Annotated in this window: 13 protein-coding genes; 4 read left to right on the top strand and 9 right to left on the bottom strand. The window is 63.7% G+C overall.

Annotated features, from left to right (window positions below):
* Positions 1 to 13 precede the first annotated feature (13 nt).
* From IWX77_RS04350 to IWX77_RS04335, 4 genes are all read right to left on the bottom strand, one after another.
* Positions 14 to 1,300, bottom strand: a complete 1,287-nt coding sequence (locus IWX77_RS04350) for a citrate synthase (RefSeq protein ID WP_196843330.1) — start codon at positions 1,298 to 1,300, stop codon at positions 14 to 16.
* 233 nt (positions 1,301 to 1,533) lie between these two features.
* Positions 1,534 to 2,634 carry a succinyldiaminopimelate transaminase gene (gene dapC / locus IWX77_RS04345; protein WP_442784416.1) on the bottom strand — a complete coding sequence of 367 codons (1,101 nt, stop codon included), beginning with the start codon at positions 2,632 to 2,634 and terminating at the stop codon, positions 1,534 to 1,536.
* A 9-nt stretch (positions 2,635 to 2,643) separates the two neighbouring features.
* On the bottom strand, positions 2,644 to 2,967 hold the full coding sequence (fdxA, locus tag IWX77_RS04340; protein ID WP_196843286.1) for a ferredoxin: 324 nt from the start codon (positions 2,965 to 2,967) through the stop codon (positions 2,644 to 2,646).
* Positions 2,968 to 3,039: 72 nt separating this feature from the next.
* Entirely contained in the window at positions 3,040 to 4,035 is a 996-nt protein-coding gene (locus IWX77_RS04335; protein ID WP_196843285.1) for a PIG-L deacetylase family protein, read from the bottom strand.
* Positions 4,036 to 4,197: 162 nt separating this feature from the next.
* Here IWX77_RS04335 and efeU point away from each other — a divergent pair, with 162 nt between their 5' ends.
* Genes efeU through efeB form a run of 3 tightly spaced genes read left to right on the top strand, consistent with a single transcriptional unit; the run spans position 4,198 to position 7,569 of the window.
* On the top strand, positions 4,198 to 5,067 hold the full coding sequence (gene efeU / locus IWX77_RS04330; RefSeq protein ID WP_196843284.1) for an iron uptake transporter permease EfeU: 870 nt from the start codon (positions 4,198 to 4,200) through the stop codon (positions 5,065 to 5,067).
* A gap of 29 nt (positions 5,068 to 5,096) precedes the next feature.
* Positions 5,097 to 6,221: an iron uptake system protein EfeO gene (efeO, locus tag IWX77_RS04325; protein ID WP_196843283.1), complete on the top strand. Its 1,125-nt coding sequence runs from the start codon at positions 5,097 to 5,099 to the stop codon at positions 6,219 to 6,221.
* Positions 6,222 to 6,240: 19 nt separating this feature from the next.
* Positions 6,241 to 7,569 carry an iron uptake transporter deferrochelatase/peroxidase subunit gene (gene efeB / locus IWX77_RS04320; RefSeq protein WP_196843282.1) on the top strand — a complete coding sequence of 443 codons (1,329 nt, stop codon included), beginning with the start codon at positions 6,241 to 6,243 and terminating at the stop codon, positions 7,567 to 7,569.
* A 163-nt stretch (positions 7,570 to 7,732) separates the two neighbouring features.
* Here efeB and typA read toward each other — a convergent pair whose 3' ends face one another.
* The gene (gene typA / locus IWX77_RS04315) at positions 7,733 to 9,643 is read right to left on the bottom strand and encodes a translational GTPase TypA (RefSeq protein WP_196843281.1); all 1,911 of its coding nucleotides are present in this window, start codon (positions 9,641 to 9,643) and stop codon (positions 7,733 to 7,735) included.
* A 157-nt stretch (positions 9,644 to 9,800) separates the two neighbouring features.
* The gene (locus IWX77_RS04310; RefSeq protein WP_196843280.1) at positions 9,801 to 11,588 is read right to left on the bottom strand and encodes a dipeptide ABC transporter ATP-binding protein; all 1,788 of its coding nucleotides are present in this window, start codon (positions 11,586 to 11,588) and stop codon (positions 9,801 to 9,803) included.
* 113 nt (positions 11,589 to 11,701) lie between these two features.
* Between IWX77_RS04310 and IWX77_RS04305 the strand changes: the two genes are divergently transcribed.
* Positions 11,702 to 12,340: a PH domain-containing protein gene (locus IWX77_RS04305; RefSeq protein WP_196843279.1), complete on the top strand. Its 639-nt coding sequence runs from the start codon at positions 11,702 to 11,704 to the stop codon at positions 12,338 to 12,340.
* Between the two features lie 20 nt (positions 12,341 to 12,360).
* Here IWX77_RS04305 and IWX77_RS04300 read toward each other — a convergent pair whose 3' ends face one another.
* From IWX77_RS04300 to IWX77_RS04290, 3 genes are all read right to left on the bottom strand, one after another.
* Positions 12,361 to 13,365: an ABC transporter permease gene (locus IWX77_RS04300; RefSeq protein WP_196843328.1), complete on the bottom strand. Its 1,005-nt coding sequence runs from the start codon at positions 13,363 to 13,365 to the stop codon at positions 12,361 to 12,363.
* 11 nt (positions 13,366 to 13,376) lie between these two features.
* Positions 13,377 to 14,909 carry an ABC transporter permease gene (locus tag IWX77_RS04295; protein WP_196843278.1) on the bottom strand — a complete coding sequence of 511 codons (1,533 nt, stop codon included), beginning with the start codon at positions 14,907 to 14,909 and terminating at the stop codon, positions 13,377 to 13,379.
* A gap of 166 nt (positions 14,910 to 15,075) precedes the next feature.
* Complete coding sequence (locus IWX77_RS04290) at positions 15,076 to 16,863, bottom strand: ABC transporter family substrate-binding protein (RefSeq protein WP_196843277.1); 1,788 nt, start codon at positions 16,861 to 16,863, stop codon at positions 15,076 to 15,078.
* Positions 16,864 to 17,210 lie beyond the last annotated feature (347 nt).

Raw genomic sequence — 17,210 nt, 5'->3', positions numbered from 1 at the left:
GGGAGGGGACCGTCTAGCGGAGCGGGTAGTCGCGGGCCGGGGAGCCCACGTAGAGCTGCTGCGGGCGGCCGATCTTGGTGGCCGGATCCTCGTTCATCTCACGCCAGTGCGCGACCCAGCCGGGTAGACGGCCGATCGCGAACAAGACGGTGAACATACGCGTCGGAAAGCCCATCGCCTTGTAGATGACGCCGGTATAGAAGTCGACGTTGGGGTACAGTCGACGTTCCTTGAAGTAATCGTCGCTCAGCGCGATGTGCTCGAGCTCCTGAGCGATGTCGAGTAGGTCGTCCTTGACGCCGAGAGCGGCGAGCACCTCGTGGGCGCTCTCCTTGACCAGGGTGGCGCGCGGGTCGTAGTTCTTGTAGACCCGGTGGCCAAAGCCCATGAGCTTCACACCCTGCTCTTTGTTCTTGACGCGTTCGACGTACTTTTCGACGCCCTGACCGGATGCCTGAATCTCGCCGAGCATCGACAGCACGGCTTCGTTGGCACCGCCATGCAGCGGGCCGAACAGGGCGTTGATGCCGGACGAGACCGACGCGAACAGGTTGGCCTCGGTCGAACCGACCAGACGCACGGTTGAGGTGGACGCGTTCTGCTCGTGGTCTTCGTGCAGCATGAGAAGGCGCTCAAGGGCCCTGCTGACGACCGGGTTGACCTCGTAGGGCTCGGCCATGTTGCCGAAGTTGAGCATAAGAAAGTTGTCGACGAAGCTCAAGGAGTTGTCGGGGTAGAGAAAAGCCTGACCGATGCTTTTCTTGTGCGCGTAGGCGGCCATGACCGGCAACTTGGCCAGCAGGCGAATGGTCGAAATCTCGACCTGCTCCGGGTCTTTCGGGTCGAGCGAGTCCTGGTAGAACGTCGACAGGGCCGAGACGCCGGAGGCGAGCACGCTCATCGGGTGTGCCTTGTGCGGCAGGGAATCAAAGAATCGGCGCATGTCTTCGTGCAACAGCGTGTGGTGGCGGATGCGATCGTCAAAGTTGGCGAGTTCACTCGCGCTGGGCAGCTCGCCGTAGATGAGCAGCCAGGCCGTCTCAAGAAAGTTAGAGTTCTGGGCGATCTGCTCGATCGGATACCCGCGATAGCGCAGGATGCCGGCATCGCCGTCGATGTAGGTGATCGCGGAGCGTGTCGCCGCCGTGTTCACGAAACCGTAGTCCAACGTGGTGAGGCCGGTCTTCTTGGTCAGGGTGGAGATGTCGATGCTCGACACGCCGTCCACGCTGGTCAGGATCGGGAACTCTGCGCTCCCGCCGGGGAAAGTCACGGTGACCTTGTTGGGGTCAGCGCTCATCGGTTCGCCGGATGTTGTGTGCTGCGCGACGTCGGTCACGGAGCCTCCTCGGGTATCACTGCTGGATGAAATGTGGCGACGCGTCACCGAGACGGCCAGTGGTGAAACCGCTGTGGTCGACTCTGTCGCGACTACAGCCTAATCCGCCCGAACGCCTACTGTTGCATCAGCCAAGACTTCGGGCGGTTCGTTGGTGATAGTCCACAGGGCCTATTCCGCACTCGGGGAAACCGTCAGGAACGCAGGCGTGCAGCGGCCGCAGCGATGCGCTCATCGGTCGCGGTGAGCGAGAAGCGCACATGCTCCGGGTAGATATCGCCGTAGAACTGCCCCGGACCGGCCAGAATACCCAGGGCGGCCAGTCGTTCAATGGATTCCCACGCGGGTCGCCCCTCGGTCGCCCAGAGGTAGAGCCCGGCCTCGCTGCGATCGATCCGAAAGCCGGCCCGTTCCAGAGCCGGTCGCAGTGTCTCACGGCGGGCCCGGTAGCGCTCCTTCTGCACGGCCACGTGCTCGTCGTCTTCGAGGGCGGCTATCATGGCCGCCTGAAGCGGTGCCGGGAGCATGAGCCCGGCGTGCTTGCGCACGGTCAGCAGTCGCTCGAGCACGCCGCTGCAGCCGGCGGCAAAGGCCGACCGGTACCCCGCCATGTTGGATTGTTTGCTGAGCGAGTAGATCGCCACGATCTTGCGTCGGTCTCCCTCAATCACCCGGGGGTCGAGGATGCTCGGGATCGGCTCAGCATTCCACGGGGCGTCCCAACCGAGCTCGGCGTAGCATTCGTCGCCGACGATGACCGCATCGAGTTCTCGAGCGCGGGCAACGGCGGCGCGCAGCTCGTCAACGGACAGCACCCGGCCATCCGGGTTGCCCGGGCTGTTGAGCCAGATCAGTTTGGTCGAATCGGGCCAGGCCGCCGGATCATCGGAGGCCACGGCCGTGGCGCCGGCGATAGCGGCGCCGATCGCGTAGGTCGGGTATGCGGCGCGCGGGTGCACGACCACGTCACCCTCGCCGAGGCCGAGCATGAACGGCATGAGCGCGACGAGTTCCTTGGAACCGATCGTGGGCAACACGTTCTTGGGTTGCAGGCCGGTGACACCGCGGCGCCGGGCATACCAGGCGATGATCGCCAGCTGCAGGGCGGGCGTACCGACGGTTTGCGGGTAGGCGTGGGCATCCGTTGCCGCGCGGAGCGCTTGCTGCACCACGTCGGGCGTGGCATCGACCGGCGAACCGATCGACAGGTCGACGATGCCGTCGGCGTGCTGCCGGGCCTGCGTGGCAAAGGGGACCATCTGGTCCCAGGGGTAGTCCGGAAGCGGCTTCAGCACGAAAATCGCTTAGTACTGAACCTGCGGCGGTAGCACGGAGATGACGGGGTGGTCTTTGGCGAGTACGCCGATCTTGGCGGCGCCGCCCGGGGATCCGAGGTCGTCGAAGAATTCGACGTTGGCCTTGTAGTAGTCGGCCCACTGTTCGGGCAGGTCGTCTTCGTAGTAGATGGCCTCGACCGGGCAGACCGGTTCGCAGGCGCCACAGTCGACGCACTCGTCGGGGTGAATGTAGAGGGAACGTTCGCCCTCATAAATGCAGTCCACCGGGCATTCGTCGATGCAGGCACGATCTTTCACATCGACGCACGGAAGAGCGATCACATACGTCACGGGCTGGGGGTTCCCTTCGAGAGCGGACACTTGAGTCTACGCCCCCTCCGTCGACCCCCAACCCGTGCGCGGTTATCGGCGGCGCGGCGGCAGTTTCGGCCAGGCCAGCACGAGCGCCGCGATGAGCGCCGGAACAACGGTCCACAGGGTTCCCGGCAGCCCGGCCGGCACGAGCACCGACCCGCCGGATCCGCGCAGAGAGAGCACAAAAATGGTCAGGAGCAGCCCCACCGCGGCCAAGCCGACCACAAACCGGTCCCCCACGACGAGGCGCAGTCCGAGCAGCAGGGCACCGATACCCACGAACGCGATCGACAGGCCGATCGGAAGCGCCACGCCGTACAACGTCAGCGTGGCCTGATGCGCAATGGTTCCCAGCACACCAAAGAGGATGCCCAGCAGCAGGCCGCCGAGGCCCGCCAGCGACCGGTTCGGCAGGGTCAGGCGAGCGGGTTGGGGGTTCGGCGGCGCGGGGGCCGGGCGCGGGGCATCCGCTCGCAGGAACGTTTCGGTGTCGGTGATCACGTCGGTGGTGCCGTCGGCGAGGGTGCGGGTGCACTCCGTCAGACTCCAACGCGCGGAAAACTGGCGCAGCGCGCGCAGCTTCTGGTCGAGGTGATCGCCGACGTCGATTGCGATGAGACGCTGGCCGGATGCCTGCCGCACCGACCGGGCCAGAAACACCGGCAGTCCGACGTCGTGTGCCGCCGCCGTCGCACGCTCGCGCAGAGCATCATCGACGGCGCCGACGACGACGGCGGTCGCGTCGAGTTCGTCGATGGCGCTCTGCACAGCCCCGACGAGTTCAGCCCCACCCGGTTCAGCTCCGCCAAGTTCAGCTCCGCCAACAGAGGTCTGCGGCAAGCGATGCCAGCTGCGCGCCCCCAGTTCGGCCAGCGCGGCGGACACCGCCGCGGCATCCGCTTCGGTCATGGCCGCGGAGTAGAGCACGACGACCCTTGACCCGTCGGCACGCAACCGGGCGATCGTGCCGCCGGTCAGCGCGGATTCGTCGCCAGGCCTGGCATGCACGAACACGATGCGCTCGCCGCTGCCGGACATGACCATGGGCGTAGGCTCCGTTTCTTCGCTGCTGACTGTTGGACTTACTGGGTAATAGCTGTGACCGAATCAAATCATAGCTAGACACGATCGCGGCGTTCGGGCTAGAGTCGACCTTGGTAAGGTTAGCCTTACCAAATTTTTTGCTCGAAACTTAGAAGGAAACCCGTGCTCGCAAACTACCTGATCGGCCTGCGGGAAGGCCTTGAGGCCGCACTGATCGTGACGATCCTCATTGCCTACGTTGTGAAAATCAACCGGCGTGACGTGCTGCCGCGCATCTGGCTCGGTGTCGGCCTGGCCGTGCTGCTCGCCCTCGGCATCGGCGCCCTGCTCACCTACGGCACCTACGGTCTGTCGTTCACCGCGCAGGAAACGATTGGCGGTGTGCTGTCGATCGTTGCGACCGGGCTGGTGACCTGGATGGTGTTCTGGATGCTGCGCACCGCACGCGATCTCAAGGGCCACCTGCAGGGCAACATCGACAAGCACCTTGTCGGCGCCGGCCTGGGGCTCGTGCTCGTCGCGTTTCTCGCCGTGGGCCGCGAAGGCATCGAGACCGCGCTATTTCTCTGGGCCGCCGTGCAGGCGACCGGCGCCACGACCATGCCCCTATTCGGCGCGGCACTCGGCCTCGTCACGGCGATCGGGCTCGGCTGGCTGATTTACGCCGGCATGCTCAAGATCAACCTGTCGAAGTTCTTCACCTTCACCGGCGCCATTCTCATCATCGTCGCTGCCGGGGTGCTCTCCTATGGCGTGCACGACCTGCAGGAGGCCGGCATCCTGCCCGGACTGAATGCCCTCGCCTTCAACGTGAGCGCGGCCGTGCCGCCGGATAGCTGGTACGGCACTCTGCTCAAGGGCACCCTGAACTTCTCCGCCGCCACGACCTGGCTGCAAATGTTCACGTGGCTGGCCTATGCCGCGCCGACCCTGGCCCTCTTCATCACGAAGAGCCGTCAGGGCCGCCCGAGTGCTCGCCCCGTTCAGGCCGCACCGTACGCGCCGGCGCCCACGCCTGTCGCCGCGCACTAATTTTCCTGTAACCCTGTCAAAGGATCTCCATGCCTCGTGCTTTTCGTTCTGCCTGCGTGCTCGGTACCAGCCTGCTCGGAGTGACCCTCCTCAGCGGGTGTGTCGCCAACAACCCGGCGGCTACACACGCGGCGCTCACCGTCGAGAGCAGCCAGTCCGAATGCGCGGTATCCACGAACGAGGCGCCGGCCGGCAGCATCCGCTTCTCGGTCACCAATTCCGGTGACCAGGTGACCGAGTTCTACCTGTTGGCCGCAGACGGTCTGCGCATCGTCGGCGAAGCGGAGAACATCGGCCCGGGTCTCCGCCGCGACCTCGTCGTGCAGCTCGACGCCGGCAGCTACTTCACCGCCTGCAAGCCGGGAATGTCCGGTGACGGCGTCGGCAAGGCCGAGTTCACCGCCACCAAAACGGATGCCGCGGCCACCGTCAACGTCGATCTCGCGGCCCAGATCGACCAGCTCGTCACCGGCACCGACTCGTTCGCCGCGGCCTATGTGGGCGGCGATTTCGACCGGGCCCGCAGCGTGTACGCCTCCACCCGGGTGCACTGGGAGCGGGTGGAGACGATCGCCGAATCGTTCGGCGACCTCGACCCGAAGCTTGATCTGCGCGAGGCCGACGTCGAAGAGGGCCAGAACTGGACCGGTTGGCATGCGATCGAGAAGGCCCTGTGGCCGGCTGAGGCCGAGGCCGGCTTCGAGGCGTACAGCACCGAGAAGCGTGCTGCGCTCACCGAGCAGCTCGTCGCCGACACCGCGACCCTGGACGACAAGGTGCAGGGTCTGACTTTTACGCTGTCGCAGCAGACCAATGGTGCCATCGGCCTGCTCGACGAGGTCGCCACCGGTAAGGTCACCGGCGAGGAAGAAGCCTGGTCACACACCGACCTCTGGGATTTCCAGGCCAATGTCGACGGCGCCAAGGTGCTCTACGACGGAGTGCGCGACATTCTCCTGCAACAAGACCCCGACCTTGCAGCCAGCCTCGACACCGAGTTCGCCGCGCTGCAGACGCTACTCGACGCCCAACGGGTCGGTGACGGCTTCACAATTTACACCGACCTCACGCCGGCTGAGATTCGCACCCTCGCCGATCAGGTCAACGCGCTCGGCGAGCCGTTGAACCAGCTCACCGCAGCGCTCGTGTTGTGACAGTGCTGAGGCTGGCGCTGTGACTCGCGCTGCGCCCCGCGCGAAGCGGGCCGAGTCCACCGATCCGTCTGCTCCTTCCACGCCAACCCGCGGCCTTTCGCGGCGTGGGCTGCTCGGCCTCGCCGGGGCCAGCGTCGCCGGGATCGGCCTCGGTGTGGCCGGAGACCGGGTCGCGCTGGCCGCGGCGGCAATGCCGGGCGCGGCTTCCGCTTCGGCCGTCTACCCCTTCTATGGCAGCCACCAGGCCGGCATCGTCACGCCGGCGCAGGATCGCCTGCACTTCGCCGTATTCGATGTTTCGGTCGGCACCACGCGGGCCGAGCTGATCGAGCTGCTGCAGGACTGGACTATCGCCGCCGCAGCTCTGACCGCCGGCCACGATATCGGCGAGTACGGCGCGGTCAGCGGCCCCTACGATGCACCGCCCGAAGACACCGGCGAGGCGCGGGGACTACCAACAGCCGGCCTCACAATCACCTTCGGCTTTGGCCCAACCCTGTTTGAAACAGCGGATGGCGTCGATCGCTTCGGCATTGCAGGCCGCCGGCCGGCCGAGCTGGCAGCGCTTCCGCACTTTCCGGGCGATGACCTCGATGTCGGCCGCAGCGACGGTGACGTGTGCATCCAGGCCTGCTCCAACGACCCCCAGGTCGCCGTGCACGCCATTCGCAACCTGTCTCGCATCGCGTTCGGACGGGCCGCCCTGCGCTGGTCCCAGCTCGGATTCGGGCGCACCTCGTCCACCTCAACATCCCAGTCCACCCCGCGCAACCTCTTCGGTTTCAAAGACGGCACCGCCAACATCAAGGCGGAAGAGCCCAACGTGGTCACCGACCAAGTCTGGGTTTCAGCGGATGACGAGCCGGCCTGGCTGGCCGGCGGCTCCTACCTGGTGGCGCGGCGTATTCGCATGACCATTGAGACGTGGGATCGCTCCATTCTGCGGGAGCAGGAGGCGGTCTTCGGCCGCACCAAGGGGGCCGGAGCGCCACTCTCGGGCGGCACCGAGTTTACTGAGCCAGATTTCACCTTGGCCGGGCGGGAAGACCAGCCACTCATCGGTGCTGCAGCGCACGTTCGGCTGGCACATCCAACCCAGAATAAGGGCACCAAGCTGTTGCGCCGCGGCTACAACTTTGTCGATGGCAACGATGACCTGGGTCGCCTCGAGGCCGGCCTGTTCTTCATCAGCTTTCAGCGCTCGCCCGCCCAGTTCACTTCCGTGCAGCTGAACCTCGCCAAGCATGATGCACTCAACGAGTACATTCGGCACGTCGGTAGCGCCCTGTTCGCCGTTCCCGCCGGGGCTCGAGAGAACAGCTTCGTAGGCGCCCCTCTATTCGCGTAGTGGGCCAGCATCCGCTTGTCGCCGAGCCGTGAGTTTTGACCCATTTTCGTCCAAAAAACCACTCTGAACTCACGGTTCGGGGGCGTGTGGTCGGTTAGAGCCGCCGCTTCCACACACAACAATGCCCCCTCGGCGAACCGAAGGGGCATTGTGTTACCGGTGGCTAGTTGGCGTCCATCTTCTTCACGCGCGACACCTGGCGCGAGCGAGCGGATGCCGTGAGCTCAACCTTGCGAATACGCACTGCGGCCGGGGTGACCTCAACGCACTCGTCTTCACGAGCGAACTCGAGGCACTGCTCCAGTGAGAGCTGCTTGGGTGGCGTCATCGACTCGAACGTGTCGGAGCTGGACTGACGCATGTTGGTCAGTTTCTTTTCCTTGGTGATATTCACGTCCATGTCGTCGGCGCGCGAGTTCTCGCCGATAACCATGCCCTCGTAAACCTCGCTGGTCGGCTGCACGAAGAACGACATGCGCTCCTGCAGGTTGATGATCGCGAACGGGGTGACAGCACCCGACCGGTCCGCGACAATCGACCCGTTGGTGCGAGTGTTGATGGTTCCAGCCCAGGGCTCGTAACCGTGCAGAATCGCGTTGGCGATACCGGTACCTCGCGTGTCGGTGAGGAACTGCGTGCGGAAGCCGATCAGGCCACGCGACGGAACGATGAATTCCATGCGAACCCAGCCGGTGCCGTGGTTCGCCATGTTCTCCATGCGACCCTTACGAGCGGCGAGCAGTTGTGTGATCGCGCCGAGGTATTCTTCGGGAGCGTCGATGGTGAGGTGTTCGTAGGGCTCGTGAATCTTGCCGTCAACACGCTTAACGACTACCTGCGGCTTGCCGACGGTGAGTTCGAAGCCTTCACGACGCATCTGCTCGACGAGGATGGCGAGGGCCAGTTCTCCACGACCCTGCACCTCCCACGCGTCGGGGCGTCCGATGTCAACGACCTTGAGCGAGACGTTACCGACGAGCTCACGGTCGAGGCGGTCCTTGACCATGCGAGCGGTGAGCTTGTGGCCCTTGACCTTGCCCATGAGCGGCGAGGTGTTGGTGCCGATAGTCATCGAGATGGCCGGGTCGTCGACCGTGATGGTCGGCAACGGGCGCACGTCGTCGGGGTCGGCGAGGGTCTCACCAATGGTGATGTTGTCGATGCCGGCCACGGCCACGATGTCGCCGGGGCCGGCGCTCTCGGTCGGGTAGCGGTCAAGAGCCTTGGTGATGAGCAGCTCGGTGATCTTCACGTTGCTGACGGTACCGTCCTGCTGAACCCAGGCGACGGTCTGGCCCTTCTTGATGGTGCCCTGGAAGATGCGCAGCAGCGCAAGTCGGCCGAGGAACGGCGAGGCGTCGAGGTTGGTGACGTGCGCCTGAAGGGGGTGCTGGTCATCGTAGGTCGGTGCCGGGATGTGCTTGAGAATGGCGTCGAACAACGGCTCGAGGTCGTCGTTGTCGGGCAGGGTGCCGTCTTCGGGCTTGTTCCAGCTCGCGGCGCCGTTGCGGCCCGAGGCGTAGACGACGGGCACGTCGAGAACGGCGTCGAGGTCGAGGTCGGGAAAGTCATCGGCCATGTCGCTCGCGAGGCCGATGAGCAGGTCCTGGCTCTCGGCCACGACCTCGTCGATGCGCGCGTCGGGACGGTCGGTCTTGTTGACCAGGAGAATAACGGGCAGCTTGGCCTCGAGTGCCTTGCGCAGCACGAAGCGGGTCTGCGGCAGCGGGCCCTCACTCGCGTCAACGAGCAGAACGACGCCGTCAACCATGGACAGACCGCGCTCGACCTCGCCACCGAAGTCGGCGTGGCCCGGGGTGTCGATCACGTTGATGGTGATGGGACCGTCGGTGGCGTGAACGCCCTTGTACGAAACGGCCGTGTTCTTGGCGAGAATCGTGATGCCCTTTTCGCGCTCGAGCTCGTTCGAGTCCATCGCGCGCTCTTCAACGTGTGAGTGGTCCGCGAAGGAGTCGGTCTGCTTGAGCATCGCGTCAACCAGCGTCGTCTTACCGTGGTCAACGTGAGCAACGATTGCAACATTTCGGAGGTTATTGCGTGTAGCAATCGCCATAAAAATAGATCCTTACGAAGAATGAGTGCCGCAGAGTCTCGCGCGCGACGAAGGGTGGATAGCAGGGGTCATAATGTGGCCCAAAGTACTATCCTACCGTATGATTCGGCGGTCAGTCCGGCGGCCAACTCGGGGGGTCGACCCCGCGGCCCACGCTCTACAGGTCGGCGCCGGCCTCGAGCATCTCCTGACGCAGTTCCCGACGGGCTCGCTGCTTACTCGGATCGGGCAACGGCACGGCAGCGAGCAGACGCTGCGTGTACGGATCCTTCGGGTAGCGCAGAATCTCATCACGCGTGCCGGTCTCGACAATGCGACCGTGGTGCATGACCGCGATCCGATCGGCGAGCACGTCGATCACGGCGAGGTCGTGGGTAATGAAGAGGCAGGCGAAGTTCATTTCTTTCTGCAACGCCTGGATCAATTCGAGTACACGGGACTGTACCGACACGTCCAATGCGCTGGTCGGCTCGTCGGCAATGAGCACACGCGGCTCGAGCGACAGTGCCCTGGCAATACCGACACGCTGTTTTTGACCACCGGACAATTCGTGTGGAAACCGCGTGCGATAGTTGCGCGGCAGTTCGACGCTGTCGAGCAGACGCTCCACCTCGGCGCTCAACGCGGCACCCTTGAGACCCTTGGCGAGCTTGAGCGGTTCGCCGATGCTGTCACCGATGGGCATCCGCGGGTTCAACGACGATGACGGATCTTGGAACACGATTCCGACGCTCTTGTGCAGCGTGTGGATCTCGTCGCGGGTGGCACGCGAGATGTCCTGGCCGGCGACGGTGAGTGTACCCGCGGTGATCGGCAACAAAGCGATTGCGGCCCGTCCGAGGGTGGTCTTGCCCGAACCCGACTCCCCCACGAGCCCGAGCACCTCGCCCTGGCGCACGAACAGGTTGACCTTGTCAACCGCCCGAAAAGCGGCAACACGGCCGTGTTTGGGGTATTCGATGACCACATCCTCGAACTTCACGACGACTTCACGACTGTCACTACGGGCAGCGGATGCCGCCTCGTTCGCGAGCCGCTCGTTCACCTGAATGCGAGCGCCCAAGCTGTCATCGACCGCGAAGTTGGTGCCGACCGCGAGCGCCGCGGTCATATCGATGACCTCGTCGCCGCGCTGGCCGAGGTGTGGAACAGCGGCCAGCAGCGCAATCGTGTACGGGTGCTGGGGGGCGTTGAAGATCTGGTCGACGGTACCCCGCTCAACAATGACTCCGCGGCGCATCACGGCAATATCGTCGGCGAGGTCGGCGACGACGCCCATGTCGTGGGTGATCAGCAGAATGGCACTGTCGAGGCGGTCCCGCAGGCTGCGCAGCAGGTCGAGAATTTCGGCCTGCACCGTCACGTCGAGCGCGGTCGTCGGCTCGTCGGCGATGAGCAGAAGCGGGTCGCACGAGATGGACTGGGCGATCATCGCGCGTTGACGCTGGCCGCCGGAGAGTTGGTGCGGAAAGGAGTTGAAAGCCTTGAGCGGGTCGGGCAGCTCGACCATTTCGAGCAGTTCGAGAGCGCGCACTTTCGCCTGTGAGGGCGACATGCCGAAGTGCGCCCGAAGTGTCTCGATGATCTGAAATCCGATCGTGTAGACCGGGTTGAGTGCGGTCATCGGCTCCTGAAAGATCATTGCGATCTGCCCGCCGCGCACGCGGTGCATCTGCGCCGGTTTGAGGCCCATCAGTTCGCGGCCCGACAGCTTGACGCTGCCGGTGGTGCGGCTGTTCTCGGCGAGCAGGTCGAGAATCGCCATGGAGCTGGCACTCTTGCCTGAGCCGGACTCACCGACGATCGCGAGCACTTTTCCGCGTTCGATGGAATAGTTCAGGTTGAGGGCGGCGGGCACCCAGACGTTGTCGACACCGAAATGTACGGTGAGGTCGGTGACCTCGAGTACTGGGCCGGTCCACTGGGGCGTGACGCGATCGGTCATGAGATCCTGATTTCTGAGATTGCCACTCCGCGCGCGGGGGTTGGGAGTGGTGAGGGTGCGTGCTCGGCGGTGTCGTGGTGCCCGATCGGGTCAAAAGCTGTCAGCATTGCAGCATGCCTCATAGTCCCGACCCAGACCAGTCCAGCCTGAGCAGTGCCGCTCCGGTGGTCTTCTTCTCGCGATTCAACCGAATCGTCGCCGCAACTTTCTGGATGCTCTGCGCCCTGTCGGTGCTGAGCTTGTTCCTGCTGCCGAGCGGCACCCAGTTGTACTATTTGGTTGGGCTCGCCTTCATTGCCCTGTTCGTCTGGGAGGTACTCTGGGCGCCCCTCGTGCGGGTGAGCGATGACGCTGTCACGCTGGCGAACCCGCTGCGTACGGTCGTCATTCCGTGGGCGGCACTCATCAACGTTGATACCAAGTTCGCGCTGACCCTGTTCACACCCGGCCGCAAGTTCGCGGCGTTCGCCGCTCCAGCGCCCGGCCGCAACCTGATCCACGCTTCGAACAACCAGATCGCCGACCCGGTTCCTTTTATGACCGGCCAGCCTCGGCCCGGCGATCTGCTCAGCAGCGAATCCGGTGAGGCGGCGCACCTGGTGCGCAGCCGGTGGGACCGCCTGCTGGCAGCCAACCTGATCGAAGCGGGCGTGGCCGAGCAGACGCCCATTCTGGTGCGCTGGCACTGGGGTCGCGGCGCGATCCTCGTATTCCTGGGCGCAGCATCCATCGCCGCCGTGGTGTTGGCGTGATCGGCCCATCATGCGGGTAATCACGCGTTCAGCTCCGGCTCCGAGCGGGTCTCACGCATTTTGCTCAGCTTGAAGCGGCGGTGCCTCGGGTCGAAGGCATCACGCAGCCCGTCACCGACAAAGTTGACCAGCAGCGCGAGCGAGACGATGAACACACCGGGCCACCAGAACAGCCACGGCCGCGTCTGAAACGCAGACTGGTTCGCGCTGATCAGTAGGCCCAGCGACACGTCGGGTGAACGGATGCCGTAGCCCAGATAGCTCAACGCCGTTTCGAGCAGGATCGCCGACGCCATGATCAGCGTCGCGGAGACGATGACGACGCCGATGGCGTTGGGCAGGATGTGTTTGAAAATGATGCGGGCGTCTGAAGCACCGGCGACGCGGGCGGCCTCGACGAATTCTCGCTCCCGTAGCGACAGGAATTCGCCGCGGACCAGTCGGGCGATGCCCATCCACGAGAAGAAGGCGAGCATGATCGCCAGGACGGGTGCGCCGAGGGAACCGAGCCAGTGGCCGACGACAGCGCCGATCACGAGGGCGGGGATCACGATGAAGACGTCGGTGACACGCATGAGCACGGCGTCGACCCAGCCGCGGTAGTAGCCGGCGACGGCGCCGACAACAACACCGATGAAGGTTGCAATGAAGCCGAAAACGACCATGAACAGTACGGAGTTCTGAATGCCGCGCATGGTCATGGCGAAATAGTCCTTGCCGATGCGGTCCTGGCCGAACGGATGCTCGCCGAGGCTCACCCCGTTGCCGCCGAGCCACACGGGCACGAGCGACAGCGTCGGGTCGCCGCGGTTCACTTGGGGGTTCAGCTCTTTATAACTGAACTTCCACCAGCCGGGGATGAGCCCGTTGCCGATGGCAGCGATCGCGAAGACGATGATCACCACGATGAGAATCACCGACGCGACGGCCACCTTGTTGCCGACGAAACGGCGCCAGATGAGGCGCCCCTGGCTTTCAGGAACGTGGGTGGGAATGACCGTTTCGTCAAGTCCGGTCGGTTGAATCTGATTGGACACTAGCGGATCCTCACCCTCGGATCGAGACCGGCATACGCCATATCGGCGAGAAAGTTGAAGGTAATGGCCATGGCGGCGACGATCAGAAAGTACCCCATGACCGGGTTGAGGTCACCGCGCCCGAGCCCCTGGTTGAAGAGGTTTCCCATGCCCGGAATCGCAAAGACCTTTTCGGTGATGATCGCCCCACCAAGAAGTGCGCCCACGTCGAATGCGACGAGGGTGGTGAGTGGGATCAGCATGTTGCGGAAGGCGTGGCGCATGATCACCGTGCGCTCGGGGAGCCCTTTGGCCCGCGCGGTGCGGATGTAGTCAAGACTGAGCACCTCGAGCATGCCGGCCCGGGAATACCGGGTGTACCCGGCGAACGAGATCAGAAGAAGCGCGATCGTCGGCAACGTCAGGTGCGCGAATGCATCGAGTCCACTGAGCCAGACATCGCCCGAGGCGCCCGGTGTTTTCGATCCGACGGTGGCGATCGGGCGGCCGTTGGTGGCCTCGAGAAGATCACCCCAGGACTGCATAAACCGGTCGAGCAGAACGATCGCGCCACACAAACCAGCCGTGACCATGCCAACCCGAATGTTCTGGCCGCGGTCGTACCCGCCCATCAGATAGCCACTGATCGCTCCGACGGCGAGGGTGACCAGGGCCAGAATGGCCAGCGTTCCAGCCGACGACACATCGAACAGAGGCTGCAACAGAAAGTACCCGGCGATCGCGATGCCCGCGTTGATACCGCCGGTGATGAACGCCCGACGGTTGCGAAGCCCGGCCAACACAAGCGTGACGGCAAAGGCAATCGCGGCCGAAACCAGAATGATCACGATCGGCCCGAGGCCAGGGTTCATAAACCAGTTCGTCGCGCTCATCAGGAGCAGCACACTCGCGGTTGCGGCACCCGAAACCAGAAAGACGACCAATCGTCTCTTTGCGTCGCCACCAAGCAGGGACTGCCAGATGGCACCCATGACGAGACCGATCACCAGGGCCACGATGGCACCGATGACCGGGTCGCGCAGAAAGTTGTTGAAGCCGATGGCGACGAATTCCTTGAGCAGTACGGCCACGAGAAATGCCGGAAGTGAATAGAGGAAGAAGCTGATGAACGTCACGGTGTTGTCGAGGCCGCTGTACTGGCGAAGCGCCGTGACGATACCGATCATGACGCCGAGGAGGATGGCGAGCACGAGGGCGAGCGTGACGAGTTGAACGGTGGCCGCTAGGGCGCCCGGCAGAATGTCGACGACCTGCGCGTTCGAGACGGTGGAGCCGAGATCACAGGCGTTGGCGAAGGGAATGGCACACTTCGCGACCCCACCGAGCCAGAGCACCCAGCGGAGCGGAGGCGGAACGTCAAGGTCGAGAAGTTGCACTCGAGCGTTGATCAGCTGCTCTTTGTTGGGTGAGTTGCTACTGGTGAGGTCCTGAAGCGGATCTGCCGAGTAAGCGACCAACACGTACATCAGGAATGAAGCGGCGACGAGGATGAGCACCGAAACGAGAAGGCGTCTCAGGATGAAACTCACCATATGTTATTTACCTCACTGGGACGGGCGCCGTTGGCTGCGACATTGCGTTCAACGTCTCGATTGTAAGCGCGTTCACGGCGAACCACGCAATCAACTCACAAGTTGGGTTCCTGGGGCGAACCCCAAGAACCCAACGGGTGATGTTTCTCTACTGCGTTGGTGCTACTTACTTAGAGACGGACCATTCCCAGAAGTTCCAGAACGGGCCGGTCTGGTTGCCCATGTACTCCACGCCGCTCACGCGCTTGGAGACACCGAACACACCGGGGAGCTGGAACAGGGGCAAACCGTACGCGTCGGCGAACATCTGCTTGTCAATCTTCTTCTGGAGCACGATCAGCTCTTTCGGGTCCAGGGTGGTCTGGGTCGCGATGGCGTCATCGTTGGTGCCCGTGTAACGGTTGTAGTTTCCACCACCGCCGGTCGAGAAGATCTGCGGGATTCCGGCAGAGCCGACACCGGGGCTGATCCAGCCGAAGATGGAGGCGTCATAGTCGCCACCGGCAAGCAGCGAGCTCCAGTCGGGCGAACCGGCATCGACCACGTTGAAGCCGGCCTTGGTGGCCGATTCCTGAATGGCCTGGAACTCATCCACGCGGTTCGGGTTGTTCGTGTTGTACAGAATTCGGACAGTCGGTGTCGCTCCGGCCAGAAGCGCCTTGGCACCTTCGATGTCAACCTCGGCGTAATCGGAAGAACCGTTGTTCTTGACCGAGTCTGCGTACGGCTCGTTGGCCGGAACCCAGATCTGCGAGTCGAGAACCTTGGCGTCCGGGTTCACCGGGGTGACGATGGAGTCAAGGATCTGCTGGCGCGGGACTGTTTTGAGGAATGCCTGACGGACGTTGCTGTCGGCGAACACGGTCGAGGTCTGTGAACCGAAGTTCAGGTCGAGGTGGTCGTACGAGACCTGGTCGCCGGTGAGCACATCGGCTCCCGTGTTCTCAAGGGCCGTCAGCGTGTCAGCGGATGCCTGCGGGTTGATGATGTCAACCTCACCGTTCTGAAGAGCGGTCACCTGGGCGTTGGCGTCGGGAATGACGCGCATGATGATCTTGTCGACGTTGGGAACCATGGTTCCCACGTAGAACTTGTTGCGCTCCATGGTGAAGGACTGCCCTGGGGTCCAGCCGGTCGGCACGAAGGCACCGCTCGAGACCAGCAGGTCAGGATCGGTCGGGAACGCGGTCACGTCGTAGCCGGTGTTGACGAAGTCGGCGGCAGCCTTCAGGGTCGGGTCGGCGGCGACCGGGGCAGCAGGGTCGCCCTTGGCCAAACCCTTGAGCAGTGCGGTCAGTTCGGCGGCGGAGCCGAGTCCGGCCTTCTTGGCAACAATGTGGGCGGGCTGGGCGATCGGGTTGACGAGTTCCCAGTCCACGTAGGGAGTGTCGTAGACGAGCGTGATCGACCTGTTGTCGTCACCGATTTCGGGAAAAGCCGTCGCGTCGAGGCCGGCGGTGCTGCCTGCGATCTCGAAGTAACGGTTGCCGGCTGTGACGGCGCCTTCTTCGTCGGTGGTTGCGCTGTCATAGTAGCCGGATCCGACGGCCCAGGCGAGAATCATGTCGTCAGCGGTGACGGGCTCGCCGTCAGACCACTTGTTTTCCTTGTTCAGCGTGTATTTGACGGTCTGCGGGTCATCGCTGGTCTTCTCGAAGGTGCCGAACTTCTCGTCGTGCACGATCTTGAAGTTTTTGTCAATATACGAGAAGGCTGAGCCGTAGTTGCCCATGAGGTAACCGACCTGGCCGTTGGTGTCCAGGTTGCTCTGCGGGGTCTGGTTGTTGAACGATGTGAAGTCATTGACGACGGCAACCGTCACGGTACCACCGCTGGCGCTGGTCTCTTTCGGCGTACTACCTGTCGTAGTGCAGGCGGTCAACGCGAGGGCGGCGACGCCCAGAACGGCAACCCCCGTCAGCGTCTTCCTGAAGAGTTTTCCTCTGATTGGCAATTTTCCTCCTGTGCGAAATGTGCACCGACTCAGGTTTTTGACCCCAGCGTCGAGCGTGGATAATTACGACCCTAGGGAGAGAAGTGGTCGGTTACCTAGCAAATGTCCGAAACGTTACACAGCGGTAACCGAGATGCACAGCGAGTCGTGCGATTTGCAAGAATATTGCGCCGATGCCCGAGAACGGCAAGATTGTGCCTGTCAGGGGGGCGGGATGCGCTATGTCGTGCGCGACCGCCCAACGGCGTCACGGCCCGAAACGCCCTGAAACACACGTTCACCGGGCTGTGCCGCACACAGGTATGGACAGGTCGACCGGGTCACTCGGACTGCCTGGCCACACCCGT

The organism is Cryobacterium sp. CAN_C2, from assembly GCF_015751745.1.
Taxonomy (GTDB): domain Bacteria; phylum Actinomycetota; class Actinomycetes; order Actinomycetales; family Microbacteriaceae; genus Cryobacterium.
This window is presented reverse-complemented; position numbering and strand designations above follow the sequence as displayed.